This is a genomic window from Streptomyces sp. SudanB182_2057, assembly GCF_964272715.1.
Lineage (GTDB): Bacteria > Actinomycetota > Actinomycetes > Streptomycetales > Streptomycetaceae > Streptomyces > Streptomyces rubradiris.
On sequence record NZ_OZ186798.1, the window covers coordinates 8,122,035 to 8,142,323 of the forward strand.

13 protein-coding genes are annotated in these 20,289 nt (G+C 72.8%); 7 read left to right on the plus strand and 6 right to left on the minus strand.

Features of this window, described 5'->3' with window-relative positions; genetic code table 11:
- Positions 1 to 3 precede the first annotated feature (3 nt).
- A complete protein-coding gene (locus ACSURM_RS36085) occupies positions 4 to 2,448 on the minus strand; it encodes a SpoIIE family protein phosphatase (protein ID WP_436960192.1) in 2,445 nt (814 codons plus the stop codon).
- A gap of 37 nt (positions 2,449 to 2,485) precedes the next feature.
- Positions 2,486 to 6,754, minus strand: a complete 4,269-nt coding sequence (locus ACSURM_RS36090; RefSeq protein ID WP_436960194.1) for a HAMP domain-containing protein — start codon at positions 6,752 to 6,754, stop codon at positions 2,486 to 2,488.
- A 350-nt stretch (positions 6,755 to 7,104) separates the two neighbouring features.
- On the opposite strand from ACSURM_RS36090, the gene ACSURM_RS36095 reads away from it, so the two are divergent.
- Positions 7,105 to 7,842 carry a phosphodiesterase gene (locus ACSURM_RS36095; RefSeq protein ID WP_436960196.1) on the plus strand — a complete coding sequence of 246 codons (738 nt, stop codon included), beginning with the start codon at positions 7,105 to 7,107 and terminating at the stop codon, positions 7,840 to 7,842.
- Positions 7,843 to 7,890: 48 nt separating this feature from the next.
- Here ACSURM_RS36095 and ACSURM_RS36100 read toward each other — a convergent pair whose 3' ends face one another.
- The gene (locus ACSURM_RS36100; RefSeq protein ID WP_436960198.1) at positions 7,891 to 8,802 is read right to left on the minus strand and encodes a Rieske 2Fe-2S domain-containing protein; all 912 of its coding nucleotides are present in this window, start codon (positions 8,800 to 8,802) and stop codon (positions 7,891 to 7,893) included.
- A 143-nt stretch (positions 8,803 to 8,945) separates the two neighbouring features.
- On the minus strand, positions 8,946 to 10,472 hold the full coding sequence (locus ACSURM_RS36105) for a glycosyl hydrolase family 18 protein (RefSeq protein ID WP_436960200.1): 1,527 nt from the start codon (positions 10,470 to 10,472) through the stop codon (positions 8,946 to 8,948).
- Positions 10,473 to 10,754: 282 nt separating this feature from the next.
- On the opposite strand from ACSURM_RS36105, the gene ACSURM_RS36110 reads away from it, so the two are divergent.
- Complete coding sequence (locus ACSURM_RS36110) at positions 10,755 to 11,177, plus strand: DUF6003 family protein (RefSeq protein WP_436960202.1); 423 nt, start codon at positions 10,755 to 10,757, stop codon at positions 11,175 to 11,177.
- A 249-nt stretch (positions 11,178 to 11,426) separates the two neighbouring features.
- On the plus strand, positions 11,427 to 12,626 hold the full coding sequence (locus ACSURM_RS36115) for a PP2C family protein-serine/threonine phosphatase (protein ID WP_436960204.1): 1,200 nt from the start codon (positions 11,427 to 11,429) through the stop codon (positions 12,624 to 12,626).
- An 87-nt stretch (positions 12,627 to 12,713) separates the two neighbouring features.
- On the opposite strand, the gene ACSURM_RS36120 is transcribed toward ACSURM_RS36115, so the two are convergent.
- Positions 12,714 to 14,315 (minus strand): FAD-dependent oxidoreductase, encoded by a 1,602-nt coding sequence (locus ACSURM_RS36120; RefSeq protein ID WP_436960206.1) that lies wholly within the window; start codon positions 14,313 to 14,315, stop codon positions 12,714 to 12,716.
- A gap of 355 nt (positions 14,316 to 14,670) precedes the next feature.
- Here ACSURM_RS36120 and ACSURM_RS36125 point away from each other — a divergent pair, with 355 nt between their 5' ends.
- Both ACSURM_RS36125 and ACSURM_RS36130 read left to right on the plus strand, forming a co-directional pair.
- On the plus strand, positions 14,671 to 16,350 hold the full coding sequence (locus ACSURM_RS36125) for an Ig-like domain repeat protein (protein ID WP_436960208.1): 1,680 nt from the start codon (positions 14,671 to 14,673) through the stop codon (positions 16,348 to 16,350).
- 70 nt (positions 16,351 to 16,420) lie between these two features.
- Positions 16,421 to 16,696: a hypothetical protein gene (locus ACSURM_RS36130; protein ID WP_436960210.1), complete on the plus strand. Its 276-nt coding sequence runs from the start codon at positions 16,421 to 16,423 to the stop codon at positions 16,694 to 16,696.
- Between the two features lie 32 nt (positions 16,697 to 16,728).
- On the opposite strand, the gene ACSURM_RS36135 is transcribed toward ACSURM_RS36130, so the two are convergent.
- Positions 16,729 to 17,376 (minus strand): TetR/AcrR family transcriptional regulator, encoded by a 648-nt coding sequence (locus ACSURM_RS36135; RefSeq protein ID WP_436960212.1) that lies wholly within the window; start codon positions 17,374 to 17,376, stop codon positions 16,729 to 16,731.
- Between the two features lie 275 nt (positions 17,377 to 17,651).
- Between ACSURM_RS36135 and ACSURM_RS36140 the strand changes: the two genes are divergently transcribed.
- Both ACSURM_RS36140 and ACSURM_RS36145 read left to right on the plus strand, forming a co-directional pair.
- Complete coding sequence (locus ACSURM_RS36140; protein ID WP_436960214.1) at positions 17,652 to 19,049, plus strand: MFS transporter; 1,398 nt, start codon at positions 17,652 to 17,654, stop codon at positions 19,047 to 19,049.
- Entirely contained in the window at positions 19,046 to 20,266 is a 1,221-nt protein-coding gene (locus ACSURM_RS36145; RefSeq protein ID WP_436960215.1) for an FAD-dependent monooxygenase, read from the plus strand. The genes ACSURM_RS36140 and ACSURM_RS36145 overlap by 4 nt, the downstream gene beginning before the upstream one ends.
- The last annotated feature ends 23 nt before the right edge of the window (positions 20,267 to 20,289 follow it).

The window sequence follows — 20,289 nt, forward strand, 5'->3', positions numbered from 1 at the left end:
CGGCTACACCACCCGGATGCCCACGATGCAGGTGTCGTCGTCCGTGTCCGACCTGCTGTAGGTCAGCAGGCCGTCCAACTGCTGGTCCAGGGTCTTCGGCGCCGTACGGGCCGTGGTCAGCAGGTGGGCCAGGGACTCCTCCACGGACCGGTCACGGCGTTCGATCAGGCCGTCGGTGTACAGCAGCAGCGTGTCCTCCGGAGCGAACTCCAGCTCGGCCTCCTCGTAGACGGCCTCCGGCACCGCGCCCAGCAGCAGGCCCTTCACCAGCGGCAACGGCGCCGCCTCCGAGCCGCGGACCAGGACCGGCGGCAGATGGCCCGCCCGCGCCCAGCGCAGGGTGTGCCGCTCGGGGTCGTACAGCGCGCAGACCGCCGTGGCGGTGACCGCGCCGGTCAGATGGTGCGCCACGATGTTCAGCCACGACAGCAATTGACCCGGCCCGGCACCGGTCACGGCGAGCCCGCGCAGCGCGTTGCGCAGCACCACCATGCTGGTGGCCGCCTCGATGCCGTGGCCGGCGACATCACCCACGCACATCAGGACCAGCCCCGACGGCAGCACCACGGCGTCGTACCAGTCACCGCCCACCAGGTGCTCGGTCTCCGCCGGGCGGTACCGCACCGCCACCTCCAGCCCCGGCACCGACAGCGGCGCCCTGGTCGGCGGCATGATCGCGTGCTGCAACTGCAGGGTCAGCCGGTTGCGCTCGGCGGCCTGCTGCTCGGTGTGGGCGAGCTGGTCCCGGGTCGCGGCGAGCGCCACCTCCGTCCAGTGCTGGGCCGAGATGTCCTGGTAGGCACCCCGCACCACGAACAGCCGGCCGTCGGTGTCCAGCACCGGTTCGGCGACCACGCGGATGTGCCGGGTCACGCCGTCGGGCCGCTGCAACCGGAAGGCCGCCGAGGCGGGCCGGCGCTGGTGCAGCACCGTGCGCAGGAACCGGCCGAGGGGCACGGCGTCGTCGGGGTGCGCGTACGCCGGCAGCTCCTCCAACGGGACCGGCGTGCTCGTCGGGGGCCGGCCGTAGAGCTGGAACAGCTGGTCGTTCCAGGTGATCTCACCCGTGAGCAGGTTCTCCTCGAACCCGCCGATACGGCCCAGGCGCTGGGCGTGCTGGAGCAGGCTCGCCAGCCGCGCCGTCTCGTCCTCGATGCGCCAGATCAGCAGCACGCTGTTGCCGTGCCGGCTGATGCTGATGTCCGCGACCGCCGACAGCGACACCTGGTCGACCAGCGAGGTCAGCTGCATGCGGCGGGCCCGGAACGGCTCGCCCGTGGCGTACACCCGCTCCACCCGGTGGAACAGCTCGCTCTTGCCCGCGGCCATCGGGTACGCCTCCAGCAGCAGCGCCCCGTTGACCACCGCCCGCGGCCGGCCCGCCGGATCCAGGAAGTGGTTGTTGATGTGCTGGATGCGGAAGTCGACCAGCTGCCCGGAGTCGTCGAGGTACGGCACCAGGACCAGGGCGGGGTCGTGCAGCCCGTCCGCCAGGTCCATCAACTCGGCGGTGTCCGGCAGGACACGGGGCTCCTGCCCGGCCTCCCGGCGCGGCGTGTACGTCTCCAGCGTGTGCGCGCACAGCTCGGCCAGGGCCTCCACCTGCCGGACGACCCCCGATGGCTGCGGCTCCAGCGGGCCCGGCCAGGCGATCTCCAGCACCCCGTGGATCCGGCCCCCGGTGCCCGCGGGCACCGCCACCCGGGCCCCGTCCGGGTGCAGATACCGGCCGATGGTGGGCAGCCCGGTCTCGGCGAGGGAGCCGAACCACTGACCGGCGCGCTCGGTCAGGCCCCGGCGCGCCACCGTCGCCACCTCCGGCGGCACATACCTCCATCGGGCGGCCTCCGCCGGGGAGAACCCGGCGCTGCCGGCCAGGGTCAGCGAGCCGTCGGCACCCGCGGCCCAGACGGCCACGGCCACCGCGCCGAGCGGGCGCAGCGCGTGCTCCAGCAGGGAGTCGGCGACGGCCTGGGTGTCGTCCGCGGCCAGCGCCCCGCTCTCGGCCGCCCGCAGCCGTACGGCCGCGGCGTCCCGCTCCGCGGCGCCCGCCGCGGCGGCCAGGAACGTGTTGGTGATCTCCGACATCCGGTCGCGGGCGGCCTGGTTGATGACCTCCACCGCGAACTCCAGCGGCGTCGCCCCGGACTGCTCGGTCAGCTCGGCGAGCTGCCGGGCGGCCTGCGCCGGACCGCAGCCCAGCCGCTCCACCAGGATGCCCTTGGCCAGCTCGATCAGCGCCCTGCCCTCCGCCTCCGCCTGCGCGGCGCGTACCTCGCGGCGCAGCCGCTCCACCGTGGCGGCGAGCCTGCCGACGGGAGACGTGGGGGAGACCCCGGCCAGATCCGTCGGCGCCGGATCGCCGACGGCCGGCCGTCCGGCGAGCGCGGACGGCTCCGGGCCCGGAGCGATGTCCTCGGGCTCCTGTGACTGCTCGGTCGTGCTCACGACAGTACTGCTCCTCGGCCGAAGCGCGCTCGCGCGCTCACGCGGACAGCCAGCGCCGGACGCAGGCCATGAGGTCGTGGGTGTCGACGGGCTTGGTGACGTAGTCGCTCGCGCCCGAGGCCAGGGACTTCTCCCGGTCGCCGGGCATCGCCTTGGCGGTGACGGCGATGATCGGCAGGTCGGCGTACTGCGGCAGCTTGCGGATCTCGGCGGTCGCCGTGTAGCCGTCCATCTCCGGCATCATCACGTCCATCAGCACCATCGCGATGTCGGGGTTGCCGAGCAGCGTGTCGATGCCCTTGCGCCCGTTCTCCGCGTGCAGCACCCGGAATCCGTACATCTCCAGGATCCCGCTCAGCGCGAACAGGTTGCGCGCGTCGTCGTCGACGACCAGGACCGTACGGCCCCGGAAGCTGTCGTCGACCGGCGGGGCGAGGTCCTGCCGGTCCTCGGTCCGGACCAGGGACAGCACATCCCCCGGCTCCTCGGCCGACAGGTGCAGCGCGACGCGCTCGCGCAGCTCGTCCAGACTGGACAGGAACTCCAGCGCCCCGTTGTCCCGGTGCGAGCGCAACGCCTCGTCCCGGGCCACCTCCGGCCGGCGGCCGCTGTGGACCAGCACCGGCACGCCGGCCAGCCCCGAATCGCCCTGCAAGGCCCGCAGGAACCGGCCCGCCTCCTCGTCGGGCATGTCCAGGTCCAGTACGACGCAGTGGCACGGCTCGGCGGCCAGCGCGCCCGCCGCCTCCTGCGCCCCCACGGCGGTGATGACCTCCACGGCGGGCAGCGGGGAACCGTCGTCCGGGCTGTGCCGGGCCACTTCCGCGACCACGCTCTCGGCGACCAGGGTCAGCAGCCCGCGCGGCCGCTCCTCCACCACGAGCAGCCGGCGCGGCCGCTGCCGGGCGGGGGAGGACTGCGGTGCGGGAGCGTCCTGGGCCGCCGGGTCCAGCTCGGCCGGTTCCTTCGCCGCGCGCCGGCCGCTGCCGAGCAACTGCTCGAAGTCCGGCCGGGCCACCGGCAGGTACAGCGTGAACGTGCTGCCCCGGCCGGGGGCGCTGTCCACCGCGACGGCGCCGCCGAGCAGATGCGCGATCTCCCGGGTGATGGACAGACCGAGGCCCGTCCCGCCGTACTTGCGGCTCGTGGTGCCGTCCGCCTGCTGGAACGCCCCGAAGATCGTCTCCAGGTGCTGCTCCGGAATGCCGATGCCGGTGTCCCGGACCCGGAACGCCACGACGGCACCGCCCCGCACGACTCCGTCCGGGACCTCCCCGTCCGCGGCCGGCTCGATGGCCAGCTCGACGCTGCCCTGCTCGGTGAACTTCACCGCGTTGGAGAGCAGGTTGCGCAGGATCTGCCGCAGCCGGGAGTCGTCGGTCAGCAGGTCGGCGGGCGCGCCCGGCGCGGTGCTGACGGCGAACTCCAGCCCCTTCTGGGACGTCATCGGCCGGAACGTGGCCTCCACGTAGTCGATCAGCTGGCGCAGCGGCACCCGCTCCGGGGCGACGTCCATCTTGCCGGCCTCGACCTTCGACAGATCGAGGATGTCGTTGATCAGCTGGAGCAGGTCACTGCCCGCCGAATGGATGATCCCGGCGTACTCGACCTGCTTCGGCGTCAGGTTGCGCGACGGGTTCTGGGCCAGCAACTGGGCCAGGATCAGCAGGCTGTTCAGCGGGGTGCGCAGCTCGTGGCTCATGTTGGCCAGGAACTCCGACTTGTACTTCGAGGCGAGCGACAACTGCTGGGCGCGGGCCTCCAGTTCCTGCCGGGCCTGCTCGATCTGGAGGTTCTTCGCCTCGATGTCACGGTTCTGCGAGACGAGCAGGGTGGCCTTCTCCTCCAGCTCGGCGTTGGAGCGCTGGAGTTCCTCCTGCTGGGACTGCAACTCGGCCGAGCGGACCTGGAGTTCGGCGGTCAGTCGCTGCGACTCCTCCAGCAGCTCGTCGGTGCGGGCGTTCGCCACGATCGTGTTGAGGTTCACGCCGAGCGTCTCGCGCAGCTGCTCCAGGAAGTCCCGGTGGATCGAGGTGAAGGCGGTGACCGACGCCAGCTCGATGACACCGAGGACCTGGTCCTCGAACAGGATCGGCAGCAGGATCAGCGCGGTCGGGACGGTCTGGCCGAGCCCGGACGAGATGGTGACGTAGCCCGGCGGCAGCGCGTCGACGGTGATGGTACGGCGGCTGCGGGCGGCCTGGCCGACCAGCGAGCGGCCCACGGGGAAGCGGGCGGGCCGCTGGTCGTCGTCGGGCCTGCCGTACGAGCCGACGAGCCGCAGCTCCGGGCCGCGGTCGCCGTCCTCGGAGAGGTAGAAGGCGCCGTACTGGGCCGCCACCAGCGGCGTCAGCTCCTCCATGATCAGTTCGGCCACCACCGGCAGCTCCCGGTGGCCCTGCATCAGGCCGGAGATGCGCGCCAGGTTGGTCTTGAGCCAGTCCTGCTCCTGGTTGGCCCGGGTGGTCTCGCGCAGCGACTCCACCATGGAGTTGATGTTGTCCTTGAGCTCGGCGACCTCGCCGGAGGCCTCCACCGTGATCGAGCGGGTCAGGTCGCCCTCGGCCACGGCGCTGGCGACCGCGCCGATCGCCCGTACCTGACGGGTCAGGTTGCCGGCCAGTTCGTTGACGTTCTCCGTGAGCCGCTTCCAGGTGCCCGAGACGCCCTCCACCTCGGCCTGGCCGCCGAGGCGTCCTTCGGTGCCGACCTCGCGGGCGACGCGGGTGACCTCGTCGGCGAAGGCGGAGAGCTGGTCGACCATCGTGTTGATGGTCGTCTTCAGCTCCAGGATCTCGCCCCGCGCGTCCACGTCAATCTTCTTCGACAGGTCGCCCTTGGCCACCGCGGTCGTCACCAGCGCGATGTTGCGCACCTGGCCGGTGAGGTTGTTCGCCATGGAGTTGACGTTGTCGGTGAGGTCCTTCCAGGTGCCCGCCACGTTCGGCACGTGGGCCTGGCCGCCGAGGCGTCCTTCGGTGCCGACCTCGCGGGCGACGCGGGTGACCTCGTCGGCGAACGCGGAGAGCGTGTCGACCATCGTGTTGATCACGTCCGCCAGCGCGGCTACCTCGCCCTTGGCCTCGACCGTGATCTTGCGGGACAGGTCGCCGCGGGCGACGGCGGTGGCGACCTGGGCGATGGAGCGCACCTGACCGGTCAGGTTCGACGCCATCACGTTCACGTTGTCGGTGAGGGCCTTCCAGGTGCCCGAGACGCCCTTGACGTCGGCCTGGCCGCCGAGGCGTCCTTCGGTGCCGACCTCGCGGGCGACGCGGGTGACCTCGTCGGCGAAGGCGGAGAGCTGGTCGACCATCGTGTTGATGGTGTTCTTCAGTTCGAGGATCTCGCCGCGGGCGTCGACGGTGATCTTCTGTGAGAGGTCGCCCTTGGCCACCGCGGTCGCCACCTGGGCGACGTTGCGGACCTGGCTGGTGAGGTTGCCCGCCATGAAGTTGACGGAGTCGGTCAGGTCCCGCCACGTGCCCTTGACGCCCTTGACGTCGGCCTGGCCGCCGAGGCGTCCTTCGGTGCCGACCTCGCGGGCGACGCGGGTGACCTCGTCGGCGAAGGCGGAGAGCTGGTCGACCATCGTGTTGATGGTGTTCTTCAGTTCGAGGATCTCGCCGCGGGCGTCGACGGTGATCTTCTGTGAGAGGTCGCCCTTGGCCACCGCCGTCGTCACCTGGGCGACGTTGCGGACCTGGCTGGTGAGGTTGCCCGCCATGAAGTTGACCGAGTCGGTCAGGTCCCGCCACACACCGGCGACCCCCGGCACCTTCGCCTGGCCGCCGAGCCGTCCTTCGGTGCCGACCTCGCGGGCGACGCGGGTGACCTCGTCCGCGAAGGCGGAGAGCTGGTCCACCATCGTGTTGACGGTGTCCTTCAGCTGGAGGATCTCGCCGCGCGCGGGCACGTCGATCTTCTGCGACAGGTCGCCCTTGGCCACCGCCGTGGCCACCTGGGCGATGTCGCGGACCTGGGTGGTGAGGTTCCCGGCCATGGCGTTGACCGAGTCCGTCAGGTCGGCCCAGGTCCCGGAGACCCCGGGCACCTCCGCCTGTCCACCGAGGGTCCCCTCGGTGCCCACCTCACGGGCCACCCGGGTGACTTCGGAGGTGAACACGGACAACTGGTCGACCATGCCGTTGAACACGGTCGCGATGTCACCCATGAGGCCATGGGCGTCTTCCGGTAGGCGCGTCCCGAAGTCGCCGTCCCGCACGGCTGTCAGGCCCGCCAGGAGCTGCCGCAGCTCCTGGTTGCCCGGCGCGGCGTCGACCGTCTCGGACTTGTCGCTGGTCATGCGCAACCTCGTCCCGCTCCCCATGGGCCCTCGGCGGTGAGGACCCGAACACCCCTGCGGCCCGAGAGGGCCCCAATACTGTGCATTTCCGCACTTCACGGATCTGCGTGATGAGAAATACGCCGAAGGCTAACCCGCTTGGCCCCCGCCGCACAAAACCGCCCCCGCCGTGCGCCCCCGCCACGCCGCCCCCGGGCACGGCGGGCCGGACGGCGACGCTCCGTTCGACGTGAGGGGATGCCCGGCGTCCCACGTGAGGGAGGCCGGGCCCCGGGTACTCGGTGCGCCGTGCGGGGGCAGGGCCGCCGGGGGCGGGCCGGCGGACGGCGACCACGAGGACGGGATGCACCATGCTGAGAGACGCCCAGGCCCGGCCGGTCCGTGAGCCGGCGGCGTCATGGCGGGTCCGAGCGGCCGAGGCGGCTTTCCGGCTGCTCGCCAGGCTGCGCGGGGCGCCCGCCCTGCACCCGCACGGGCTGATGTGCGCGGGCGACGTGGAGGTGCCGGACGGCGGTGCACGCTGGGGCGCGCCGTGGCTGGACGGACCGGGCCGGTTCACCGCCACCGTGCGGCTGTCCCGGGCGGCCGGGCTGCCCCGGCGCCTGCCCGACGCGCTGGGTCTGGCCGTACGGGTGGACGACGCCGAGGGACCCGGCCGGGCCCTCGATCTGCTGCTGACGAGCAGCGGCCGGGGCCGCCTGGGCCGGTACCTGCCACGGCTCCGCGCCGACGCGCTGGGCGGGCCGTACTCCAGCCTCCTGCCCTACCGGGTGGGCGGTCGCTCCCGCGTCCTGGCCGCCTTTCCCCGCCGGTGCGGGCAGGCGCCGGTGCACGGTGACCCGGCGAGCCTGGCGCGGGCGCTGGCCGCCGGTCCGCTCGTCTTCGACCTGTGCGCCGGGGGAGCCGGCGGTTCCTGGCGGCCGTTCGCCGTGCTCACCGTGCGCTCCGCCCTGCCGGCCGGGCCGAAGGAGAGCGCGGACTTCGACGCCTACGAGCACGATGCCCGGGGTTTCACCCCCGGCCCCGCGCTCGCCGCCGTCCGCCGGGCGGCGTACCGGGGGTCGAGGGCCGGCCGCCGCTCACCGTAGTGCTGTGCCCACCGGGCGATGCTCAGCCGCCGGACGCGGGAGGTCGGCTCACCCGGCCGTGCCGTCCTCCGCCTGGTCCCCGTCCCGCAGGCGGACCTCGAGGTGGCCGTCGACGACGCGTGTGTCGAAGGCGGGCTGGGGGGAAGTGGCCGGGCCCTGGACGTTCCAGCCGTCCGCGAGCCGGAAGACACTGCCGTGCCAGGGGCACCGGACACATCCGTCCTCGAGGGTGCCTTCGGACAGCGGCCCCGCGAGATGGCTGCACCGGTCGGCCAGCGCGTGGAAGGTCCCGTCGGCTTCGCGGACGACCAGGACCGGGACATCGTCTACAGCGCGCCGGGTCGCCCGGCCGGTCGGGAACTCGGCCACGGCCCCGACCCGGTGCCAGCCGTCCGAGACGACCTGGGGAACTTCCTCCGCGTGGTTGGCGCCCGCGGCCTGCCGGTAGGCGAGGTGGCCGCCCAGCAGGCCGCCGGCCGCCACCGCGGTCAGTCCCAGGAGGCCGAGGCCGCGGCCGGCCTTCGTGCGGCCCTTGACGCGACAGGCGAGCGAGGCGGCGTACAGCGCGACGGCCGTCGTGTTGGCCAGCGCGTGCACCAGGCCGACACGCTGCTGGCGGGGGTGCAGCTCCGCCCAGTCGACGGCTCCGGCCAGCGCGGCCGGGGCGGCGGCGGCCAGGCCGACCGCGATCAGCGAGTCCGCCGCCCGCGCCCGGCCGGGGCACAGGTCCAGCACCGCGGCCGACAGCCAGCTGCCGACCGGCACCTGCACCAGCAGCGGGTGCACCGGATGGCCCAGCCACCTGCCGTGCAGCAGGTCCCGGCCGCCGCGCAGCGGCAGGGCGCGCACGCCCCGGCTGAGCGTGTCGGTCACCGCGTCACCGTGCGGCTGCCGTTCGACACTGTCCAGGAGCCGCGGAACGATGTCCCGCCGCATCCGGCGAGGTGGTGTTGTCGTCATGAGTGGCTGGGTCCCCCGCCGCGCATACCGCAAACGGGGCCCGGTCTCACATCCTGGACGACCGGCAGGCGACGGGCCGACCACAGGGGCCGGCTCGTCGCCGAGGGGTGTCCGTGCCGCCCGTGCCGCGGCGGTCGTACGGCTCAGCAGGCGCCGAGGTCCTGCCAGACACCCCACTGACCGGTGGTGCCGGGCTCCTCGCCCGTCGTCCACCACTTGGCCTTCCAGTTGTGGCCCTTGTGCGAGACCTGCTGGCCGCCGGTGTACACCGTGTCCTTGGCCCACGGGGCGGCCGTGCACTGGTTGCCGGAGCCGCCGGTGACGGTCAGGGAGTAGGTCGCCGAGTGGCTGCCCGAGGCGCCCGCGCCGGTCACGGTGACCGTGTAGGTGCCCGACGCCGCCGCCTGGGTGGTGGCCAGGGTGAGCGTGGAGGAGCCGCCGGCGGTGACCGAGGCGGGGCTGAGGGAGGCGGTGACACCGGCCGGGGCGCCGCTGACGCTCAGCTTCACGTCCTGGGCCTCGCCCTTCGTCACGGCCGTCTTCACCGTGGCCGTCGCGGACTGCCCGGCCGTCACGGACCCGGAGGCCGGGCTGAGCGCCACGGAGAAGTCGTCAGCCGGGTTGGGGACGCCGCCACTGGTGAACGGGGCGAAGATGCGTGTGAAGTCCCATGTGTTCTGTTCGATGCCCGAGCAGTTGTCCGCGGCTCCCCCTCCCGGACAGCCGCCGTTGTCCCGCTGCAACGCCCAGAAGGACAGGGTGTTGATGCCCTTGGCGACCGCCCAGTCGTACACGGTCCGGGCGTTGGCCAGGGTGAAGGTCTCCGCCTTGCCGAAGTCGTCGACGCCCGGCATCTCGGTGACACCGACCATGTTCCACAGCTGGGCCGGGGTCTTGGCCGGATACAGCTCGGCGAGCAGGTCGTACAGGCCCTGGGCGGCGGTCTGGGTGTCCTTCGCCATGTCGTGGGGCTGGTTGTCGTAGTAGTCGAACGTCATGAGGTTCACGACGTCGACCCGGGTGCCGTTGCTGATCGCGTTGCGCAGCAGCGCCTCGCCGTTCGCCGCGGGACCGCGCGTGGTGGTCGGCAGGGTGTAGGAGATCTCCACCTTGCGCCCGTTGGCCGCCGCCCAGTCCTGGACCAGCTTGATGGCCTTGTTGCGACGGTCGATGCCGGCGGCGTTGTCGAGCGAGTCCACCTCGATGTCCATGTCGAGCCGCGAGATGTCGTAGGTGGTGATGACCTTCTGGTACGCGGCGGCGATCTGCTGGACGTCGGTGCAGCTGTCGGCGATCTCGGTGCCGGTGGTGTCGGCGGTGTACCCCCCGAACGAGGGGATGACGTCGCCTCCGTTCGCCTGGATCGTCTTGATGTCGGCGCCGAAGGTGGAGGCGGCGATCGGCATGCTCGTGTCGCCGTTCCAGTACGGCGTGCAGGAGCCCTTGGCGGCGGTCTGGAGGAACGCCATCGTCAGGTGCTTGGCGCCCGACTGGGCGGACAGGGCGGCGGGGCTCTCGCCGGTCCAGGCCTCGAAGTAGGGGGCGAAGACGTGGTTCGGCAGGGGGGTCGCGGCTTCGGCGGCGCCGGTTCCCGCGAGGGCGAGGCCCACCGCGGCCGCCGTGGTGGCGGCAGCGGCGAGGGCCGCGCGGAAGGAACGCACGAGTCTCATGTCAGTCCCGGTGTGTGGAGGGCAGGCGGCAAAGGTTGTGCGCGGGGAAGGAGTTGCCGACTACTGGGATAGCGCCCCCGCAGAGGCGGGTCAATGGTCTGGACCAAAAAGGGACTAGACCAATTTCTCGAACGGGGGCGCCCTGTCGCAGTACAGGGCACCCGGCGGTGGACTGGACCAGGCCCGCGCCTTCGACCAGGTCGGCACCGGGATGACCATGCGCGCCGAACGCGGGTATACGGGGTGCCGAGCCGACAAGTCTTCCGACGGGAGGAGCAGACGATGACCGACGACGCCTGTCTCGTGCTGAAGTCCGATGCGATGGCCGCGCCCGGCGTGCCGCCGACGGCTGTCGGTGACCTGGCCTGCCTGGAGACACCCGCGGTGCGGGCCTGGCTCCAGGCCCACGGGGTCACCGAGACCTCCCCGGACCTGCGGCTGGTGCCGCCCGAGGAGACGGCGGCCGTCCCCGAGGACGCCGAGCGGCTGTCCGTGCCGCTCGCCGAGGAGGAGCTGAGCCGGCTGCGCCACCACACCGCGCCGCCGGACCGGGCGCGGCTGGAGGAGGAGCTGCTGGGCTACCGCTCCTGCACCGACGGCCGTGACGCCCTGCTCGCCCGCGCCCTGGCGGCCGGTGTGCCGGCGCACCGCGTCGCGGAACTCACCGGCGAGGACCTGGCCACCGTCGAGGCGGCCGTCCGCTGAGGACCGCGCCGACCGGACGGCGCGGTCGCCCGAGCTGCCGTCAGCGACCGTGACGTCCGGGTATTCGGCGAAGGTGCGGAGCACCGATGGCTGCGCCGTGCTGTCGGCCGAACGGATGAAGCGCCCTGCTGGGACCGGTGCTTCGGCCGGGAGCGGGCTCGTCCGGCGCGTGTCGGTCCTGGCCGGGTGCGGATGCGTCCGGGAGGGTCCGCGTGGAAGCCGGGGCGGAAGGATCGGGAGGTGCCCGCGGTGGGCTATGAGGACCTGGGCCTGGACGAGGTGCTGCGGGCGGCGGAGGACGCCGCGCCGGTGGAGTCGGTGGACGTGATCGCCCGGAAACTGGAAGAGCGGTTCTCGGCGAGCGAGGTCTCCTTCTGGCTCGTGGACATGCTCGGACAGGCAGCCGTACGGCTGCCCAGGGCCGGCACGGCCGGGCAAGCCCTCGGTCGGGCGGAGCGACGGGAGCTGGCGGGCAGCCTGTACGACCGGGTACTGCGTGCCCAGGACGTGCGACAGGAGCCGGCCGAAGAGGGCGGCCACCGGTTGGCGGCCCCGGTCACCAACCGCGGCGACTGCATCGGCGTGCTGGACCTGGTGGTGCCCCGCGTGGACGACGCGCTGTGCGAGGCGGTCGCGCAGGCCGCGCACGCGCTGGCGTACATCGTGGTGACCGACCGCCGCTTCACCGACCTCTACCACTGGGGACGGCGCACCACCGAGATGACCCTGGCCGCGGAGATCCAGCACCAGCTGCTGCCCTCGGCGGCCTGCTGCGAGGCCGCGCAGTTCACCCTGGCCGGTGGCCTGGTCCCGGCCGACGACATCGGCGGTGACACCTACGACTACGCCTTCGACCAGGACGCCCTCTACCTGTCGATCACCGATGCCATGGGCCACGACACCGACTCCGCCCTGCTGGCGACGCTGACCGTGAACGCCCTGCGCGGCGCCCGCCGGGCCGGGGGCGGAGTCCTCGACCAGGCGTACGCCGCTCATGAGGCGCTCAGCCGGCACAGCCGCGGCATGACCACCGGGCAACTGCTGCGGGTCGAACTGGACACCGGCGCCTGCGAGTTGGTCAACGCCGGCCATCCCTGGCCCCTGCGACTGCGCGGCGGCCGTGCGGAGGAGGTCGCCATCCGGGTGGACATGCCGTTCGGGGTCCCGGCCCCGGTCAGCTACGAGGCGCAGCGGCGTCGTCTGGAGCCCGGCGACCGGCTCGTCCTGATCACCGACGGCATGCACGAACGCGCGGCCGCCGCGGTCGACCTCCTCTCCCTCATCGGCGCCACCCGCGACGAGCACCCCCGTGAGGTGGTCCGGATCCTGACCGCGGCGGTGCACGACGCGTGCGGAGGCGAACTGCCCGACGATGCCACCCTCTTGGTGCTGGACTGGCACGGCGGCGGCGCGGTGCGGCGCCGCACCAGCGGCGGTTCCGACACCTGATCCGGCAAGCCACCCGGTCCCGCCGGGTGGCACTGTGCAGGGGGCGGGGCGGCCACCCCCGCCGCCGGGGGACTCGAGCCCGCCGCTTCACTCAGGCAGAGGGATCGACAACGCGTGCCGGAACTCGTCACGCGGGTCCCAGCGGGCCTTGACGCTCTGCAGACGCGCGTAGTGATCCTTGTAGTACAGGGTGTGCCACGGCGTCCCGGAGGTATTGAGGGCCGGGTCGGCGAGATCGGCGTCCGGGTAGTTGATGAACGAGCCGTCACTGACCGCGCCGGGCACGGGCACGCCGCCAGTGTCGGCGTACACCGCGCGGTAGAGGTCGCGTACCCATCCCAGGGCGGCCTCCTCGGCCTCGGGGCTCGGCCAACTGGTGAGATAGATCGCCTTGAGGACGGAATCCCGCTGGGCCACGGCCGTCTCGCCGGGCGCCACCGCGTTGACCTGCCCTCCGTAGGACACCAGCCACACCGAACCGTCGGCCTCGCCGCCCGCCTCGCTCGACAGGTGCGCGTACAGCACGTCCGTCTGCCGGTCCGTGAAGCGCCGCCGCAGATAGGCCGCCTTGGCCTTGTAGTACGTCGGTTCGCTCTCCTGGACGGCCGCGGCCGCCTGGAGCCACGGCCGGACCGCCGTGGTCCGCGTGGGCCGGGCCCGCACCCCGGCTCCGACCGCGGCCACGTAGTCGTCGACCAGCCGCCGTGCCCCGGCGTCCGTGGCATCGATCTGGCCCACCAGATCGACCGTGCCGAACCGGCGGTTGTTGAGCATCAGCACGCCGAACAGGCCCGCGTAGGGGGAGCCGGGCGCGCTGTTGCGCTCGTACCAGCCGCCGTGGTTGGTGACCAGGCGGCTGAACGACTGCCGGTCCAGGTCCTTCCAGGACCAGGAGGCGCTGAAGGAGAGCACGGACTCCGGCGCGCGCGGCAGCAGCCGCGAGGGGTCGGAACCCCGCGCGCCCGGGGACCGGAACCAGTAGCGGGTGACGATGCCGAAGTTGCCGCCGCCGCCCCCGGTGTGCGCCCACCACAGGTCGCGGTGCGGGTCGTCGGGCTCCCGCGTGGCGACCACGCTTCGGGCCCTGCCCCGCTCGTCCACGACCACCACCTCGACGGCGTACAAGTGGTCCACGGACAGGCCGTACCGGCGTGACAGGGCGCCGTAGCCGCCGCCCAGGACATGACCTCCGACGCCGACCTCGGCCGTGGCGCCCGCCGGGACGGTCACGCCCCAGCCGAGGAACAGGTGCCGGTAGACCTCACCGAGCAGGGCACCCGGCTCCACCGCGAAGGCCCGCCGCCGTGCGTCGTAGGAGACGGAGGACATGGGGGAGAGGTCGATGAGCGCCTTGACGGCCGGGTCGTCGACGAAGTTCTCGAAGCAGTGCCCTCCGCTGCGCACGGCGATGCGCCGGCCCTCGTCCACCGCTCGCTGCACGGCGTCGACGACGTCCCGGGTCGAGGACGCCACGCGTACGTAGTCGGGGGTGCCGACGAAACGCGCGTTGCTGCCCCGGCGGGTCAGCGACGCGTACCGCGTGTCGCCGGGACCGACCGTCACCGCGCCCGGCGCACCGGTGCGCGCGGCGTCCGCCGCCGCGGCGGCGCTCGGTAAACCCAGCCCCGCGGCGGCGCCCCCCGCCGCGGCCGCTCCCGCGAGAACGCCGCGTCGTGTCACCTCTGCCATGGCCGGCTCCTGTCGTCGGCGGCGCCGGAACCGGCGCCGAACTGCTGATGCCTCATCACCAGCTCATGATCGACCGCGTGACCGGTGCCGGACATCGTGCCTGATGACCAACGGGCCCTCCGCCTTTGGAGTACGCGATCCCCTCCTCGGGGAGGTTGCGCCGTGCCCCGTGCGACCGCAGACGGCGTGCGGGTCCGGCCGGGCGCGCCCCCTTGCCCAAGTGATCTTCACGGCTGTTACATGTCCTTCACAGGCGTCTCACCGACACCGGTGAGGTGCTCTACTCAGCCTGTGGGGGGCACAGTTGAATACAGCACAGCGATCCGGACGTCTCGCGGCCACACTCCTCGCCGCCGTGCTCGCCGGGACCGGACTGACCGTCGCCGCCGCGCCCGCGGCCCACGCGGCGGCCTCCGAGGCGGTGGCCAAGCTGCCGATCGGAACGTACTCGGGCCTGGCCGTCGACTCGGTCCACCAGCGCGTCTACATCGCCGACCAGCGCGACACCAACTCCGACGGCACGGTGCTGGTCTACGACTTCCAAGGCCAGAAGGTCGCCACGCTCCAGCACCAGTACGCGGTCTCGGGCGTGGCGCTCAGCGAGGACGCCGCGACGCTGTACGTCGGCGAGCGCGGCCGCGTCGTCGCCTACGACACCGGCACCCTCCAGCAGAACGGCGCGTACGGCGCCACCTACGACACCTGCGGCCGGCAACTCGCCTTCGCCGGCGGCAAGGTGTGGAGCACCAGCGCCTACGTCTACCAGACCTACCAGTGCGCCACGGCCTCCACGAGCCTGAACATGCTCACCGACGGCACGGTCGGCACGACCGGCTGGAACGACGTCGGCCGGCTCCAACTGGCCCCGGGCGCCGGCGGGCAGAACCGTCTCCTCATGGGCCAGCCCAAGGAGAGCGGTGCGGCGGACCCGTTCCTCGCCTCGTTCGACGTCAGCGGCACCACCCCGGTGCGGAACGCCTCCCGCCGGTTCGCGGACGCCGGCGGCAAGGGCGCCCTCGACCTGAAGGACATGGCGGCGAGCGCGGACGGCACCAAGGTGGCCGTGGCCGACGCCACCGCCGGCACCCGGCTGCTGAACGCCGGCGACCTGACGGACGCGTCCGGCCAGTACCCGGCGCTGCCCGCGGGCGCGTCGTCCACCGCCGTCGCCTTCAGCGGCGACGGCAAGTACATCGCCCGGGGCGCCCAGGCGGCCGGCAGTACACCCGACCTGCTGGTGCAGAGCGCCGACCCGGCCGACGGCACACCGCCGCTGGAGTTCGCCTTCCAGGGCAGCCTCGACGGAAACGGCGTCGCCCCGCGGGGCCTGGCCTGGTCCCAGGACGGCTCCCGGCTCTTCGCGGTCACCCGGGGCGGCAGCGGCTACGAGTACTGGCTGCACGTCATCCAGCCTCCGGCCGTCCAGTACGACACCCGCTTCGCCGGCGAGCTCACCCACAGCCCCTCCGGAGCCGTCGCCGGCGAGCCGCTGTCGATGCGCGGCCGGCTGGAGTGGGACGGGCCCGCCCCCGCCCAGCCACTGAAGGTCACCGCCGTGCGCGAGGACGCGAACGGCACCCACCAGCTCGGCACGGCGACCGTCAAGGAGGACGGCAGCTTCACCGTCCTGGACGAGCCCGACCTCGTCGGCGGTGCCACGTACCGGCTGTCGTTCCTCGGCGACCTCACCCACCGCCCCGCCACCGATGTCACCCACACCGTGACGGTCGGCAAGGCGCCCGCCTCGATCACGCTGACCGGGCCGGAAGAGGCCACCATGAGCGGGGGCGTCCACCTCACCGGCACGTTCACCGCACAGGGCAAGGCCCTGCCCGAGCGGGCCACGCTCACCGTGCGGCGCTCGGACCGGCTCGGCACCGGCACCCTGTCGTCGGTGACCGTCGCCGCCGACGGCACCTTCACCGTCGACGACCTGCCGCGCGCCCGGCGCCAGGTGACCTACACCGTCAGCTGGCCGGGCGACGACCTGCACACGAGCGCGACAGCGTCGGCCACGGTGCAGGTCAGGCGCTGAGGTCAGCACACCGGTCCCGCTTCGCTCCCTCCGGGGGCGGGGCGGGCCTCCCGGCGTCGGCACAACGGCCTTGCCCCGACCGCCCGTTGTCCACCGCCACGAGTCCGCCGTCGACACGGGCGCCGAGGCCATCGACATCACCGGCGGCGACCAGCACGTGATCGGCGGCGACTACGACCGTCAGGCACGCCAACGCGCGGTGAAGAAGGGCGTGTTGCTGTCGGATGCCGCCGAGGACGGGGATCGCCGCCGCCCCGACGGCCGGGTCCGTCAGCGGTGGCCCGGAGCCGTGCCGAGGTGCGGTCGCGCCGCGCCGCCGCGCCCGTCGAACCCGCGGTGGCGCTGACGGCGCACGGTTCTTCCGCGCCGCCCGAGGCCCTACGCGGTCCGGTATGCCCGGAGGAAGGTCCGCACTCCCTCGATGACGAGCGGCCGGACGCGGGGGTCCTCCGCGGCATTCGCGGAACCCAGCCTGTCCAGCGCCACGCCGAAGGTCAGCGCGATGAACTGGTCGGCCGCCAGACGGGGGTCGGGGACATCGAGCAGCCCGGCCGCGGCGAGGGCGGCGAACCGCTCGGCGATCGCCTCGTCGGGGGCGTCGGCCATGGAGTTGTAGTCCTGATGCGGCAGGTGGCCGGACTCCGCCCGGACCAGTCGGCGCAGCGTCGCGTACTCCGCCGAGCCGAGCATGTCGGTGGCGATCCGCATAGAGAACGTGACCAGGGCGTCCTCCAGACCGGCGGCCTCGGTGAGGCCGGTGAGGGTGTCGTCGAGGGTGCGCCGGATGATGCCGACCATCGACTGGCCGATGGCGTCGACGACCGCTTGCAGCAGCGTCCGCTTGTCGCCGAAGTAGTCGTACACCGTCCGCTTGGACACCTTGGCCCGGGCGGCGACCGCGTCGACGCTGGTCCGGTCGAAACCGTCCGCGAGGAACAGTTCCCGGGCCGCCGTGAGGATGGCGGCCCGCTTTTGCGCGGATCCCTCGCGGAGGGTCTTCGTGGTGGGCGTCTTCGTGGTCGGCATGCCCACATCGTAACCGTTCTACACTGCACGGTGTAGTGTAGTATCGGCTCGACCGTGCGGCACTCGTACGCGGATCCGCCCGGCGGGACCGTGCGGGCGCCGACTCGCCGCCCGCTTCCCCGGGTTCGCCCCGACAGACGACCCCCGTCCCCGAAGAGTCATGCGCACCCCGCCCCGCGTGAAGGCCCCTGTGCCCGCGCCGGGTCCGGCAAGACGGCGGTGCCTCGCGCACCACCGGTCCCTTCCTCGTCCGGCGAAGACGGAAAGGAACGTCCATGACCGCAACTCTGGCTCCCCCGGCCCGCGTCGGGAAGGCCGCTGTCGGGGCGCTCGGCGTGCTGGCAGTCGCCACCGGCGCCCTGGAGTCGGTGGTGACACCGACGCTCCCGCTCCTGCAACGCGAACTGGACATGAGTCCCGCCGAAGGGGCGTTGCTCAGCATCGTGCTCCTCATCACCGGGGCGCTCGTCACCCCGGTCGCGGGCAAGTTAGGTGACCGCTACGGCGGCAAACGGGTCCTCATCCGGCTGATGGCGGTCGTCTCGGCCGGTGGTCTGGTGTCCGCCCTGGCGCCGAACCTGCCCGTGCTGCTGCTCGGCCAGGTGCTTCAGGGGGCGATGGTGGGCGCGCTGCCCCTGGCGTTCATCCTGGTGCGCGCGCACCTCCCCGAGGGGGCGTCGAAGGTGGCCATCGGAGTGGTCAGCGGGCTGTTCGTGGGGGGCGGGATGGCGGGGACGCTGTCGGCCGGGCCCGTGGCCGAAGGGCTGTCCCGGCACTGGATGTTCGCGCTGCCTACGATCGCGGTCATCGGGGCCACCACACTGGTGCACGGACTGATGCCCCACGATCCGCCGGGACGGCCGGACGCCACCGGAATCGACTGGCCCGGGCTGGTCCTGCTGAGCGGGACGCTGGTCACCCTCATGCTCGTCCTCGCGTTGGCGCCCGACATCGGCGCGCGGCCACTCGTGCTCGGCGCGCTCATCGTGGTCCTGGCCGCCTTCGCGACCGGTTGGATCGCCGTCGAGCGTCGCGCGGCCGCGCCGATGGTCGACCTGCGCATGCTGGCACGGCCGGCGATGTGGCAGTCCTGCGTGCTGACGTTCATGATCTGCGTCGGCACCTCGGTGGCCGTCTATCTCGTCCCGCAGCTGTTCGCGGTGCCCTCCCACGCGTACGGATTCGGGGCCGGAGCCACCGAGATCGGCCTCTACCTGCTGCCCGGCGCCGTGGCCGCGTCGCTGGCCGGGCCGATCAGCGGGCTGGGGGTACGGCGGCTCGGCTCGCGTGCCGTGGTCGGCGCCGGGATCGTCATCATGGCCGCCGCCCTGACCGCCCTGGCGGCCGCGCATTCGGAAGTCTGGCACCTCGTCATCGGCAAGATGCTGATCGCGCTCGCCAACGGCCTGTGCGTCACGGCGATGGTGACCAGCACCGCCACCTCCGTCGACCGGAGCGACACCGGCATCGCCACCGGCCTGGTCCTGGTGACCCGCGTGATCGGCTTCGCCGTGGGGGCGCAGCTCGGTGGCGCGCTCCTCACCGCCGGGACCCCCTCCGGCTCGGACGTCCCGGCCGAATCGGCCTTCGTCACCGGCTTCGTCATAGCCGGTGCCGTCACGGCGCTGTCCCTGCTGGTCGCCCGCACCATGAGCGAAGGAGACAAGAAATGACCCACACCGGCCTGTCGAGGCAGAGCCATGCCACTCCGAGGCGCAAGGTCCTGATATCCGGGGCCGGTATCGCGGGGCCCGCCCTCGCGTTCTGGCTGAACCGCTACGGGTTCGCGGTCACCGTGGTCGAGAAGGCGGGCGCGCCTCGCGGCGCTGGTTACCCCGTCGACGTGCGCGGCACCGCGCTGGAGGTCGTCCGACGGATGGGCATCCTGCCACGACTGCGGGACGCGCACATCGACACGCGCCGGCTGACCTTCCTGGACGGGGACGGCCGTGAGGTGGCCTCGGTCGACCCGCACGCCGTCACCGGCGGTGCGGCGGGACGGGACCTGGAGGTGCGGCGCGGGGATCTGGCCGACGCCCTTCACACGGCCGTCCGTGACGACGTGGAGTTCTTGTTCGACGACTCCATCGACATGCTCGACCCGTCGGACCACGGGGTCGACGTCGCCTTCCACGGGGGCGGCACGCGTACGTTCGACATGGTGTTCGGCGCCGACGGCCTGCACTCACGCACCCGCGAGCTCCTGTTCGGCCCCGAGGAGCGGTTCCACCACCATCTCGGATACTGCTTCGCCGTGTTCACCCTGCGCAACACCTTCGGGCTCTCCCACGAGACCGTGATGTGGAACGTCCCGGGCAGGGCCGCGGCACTCTACGCCGTGGGGGACGACGACGAAGTCCACGCCTTGCTGAACTTCGCCCGCCCGCGACCGCCGTCCGACGCGCTCCGGAACCCGCGAGCCCAACGTGCCCTTCTCGCCGAGGTCTTCGCCGACGCGGGATGGGAGGTCCCGGGCATGCTCGCCGCCCTGCGCGACGCGGACGACCTGTTCTTCGACGGGGTCGGCCAGATCCGCATGCCCCGCTGGTCCAGCGGCAGGGTCGCGCTGGTGGGCGACGCCGCGTACGCACCCTCGTTCCTCACCGGACAGGGCTCCAGCCTCGCGCTCGTCGGCGCGTACATGCTCGCCGCGTCCCTGGCCGACCGGGACCACACGGCGGGCTTCGCCGCCTACGAACGCCACACCCGCGAGTTCGTGACCCTGAACCAGCAGCGGGTCGGCGACGGCGACGCGTCACTCTTCCCCACCACGGCCCGGGCCCTGGAGCGGCGCAACGACATGCTGCGCGCCCTCAAGACCACGCCTCCCGCAAAGGAACGACCGGCCCACTCGGCCCTCACCCTGCCCGACTTCCCACCCCTGACATGAGCCCGGGCCCGAGCGTCGATGAC

Coding starts and splice junctions, on each gene's coding strand:
- ACSURM_RS36120 (WP_436960206.1), bottom strand. CDS start 14,315: ATGGCAGAGGTGACACGACGCGGCGTTCTCGCGGGAGCGGCCGCGGCG.
- ACSURM_RS36095 (WP_436960196.1), top strand. CDS start 7,105: ATGCTGAGAGACGCCCAGGCCCGGCCGGTCCGTGAGCCGGCGGCGTCA.
- ACSURM_RS36100 (WP_436960198.1), bottom strand. CDS start 8,802: ATGACGACAACACCACCTCGCCGGATGCGGCGGGACATCGTTCCGCGG.
- ACSURM_RS36135 (WP_436960212.1), bottom strand. CDS start 17,376: ATGCCGACCACGAAGACGCCCACCACGAAGACCCTCCGCGAGGGATCC.
- ACSURM_RS36140 (WP_436960214.1), top strand. CDS start 17,652: ATGACCGCAACTCTGGCTCCCCCGGCCCGCGTCGGGAAGGCCGCTGTC.
- ACSURM_RS36090 (WP_436960194.1), bottom strand. CDS start 6,754: ATGACCAGCGACAAGTCCGAGACGGTCGACGCCGCGCCGGGCAACCAG.
- ACSURM_RS36105 (WP_436960200.1), bottom strand. CDS start 10,472: ATGAGACTCGTGCGTTCCTTCCGCGCGGCCCTCGCCGCTGCCGCCACC.
- ACSURM_RS36110 (WP_436960202.1), top strand. CDS start 10,755: ATGACCGACGACGCCTGTCTCGTGCTGAAGTCCGATGCGATGGCCGCG.
- ACSURM_RS36145 (WP_436960215.1), top strand. CDS start 19,046: ATGACCCACACCGGCCTGTCGAGGCAGAGCCATGCCACTCCGAGGCGC.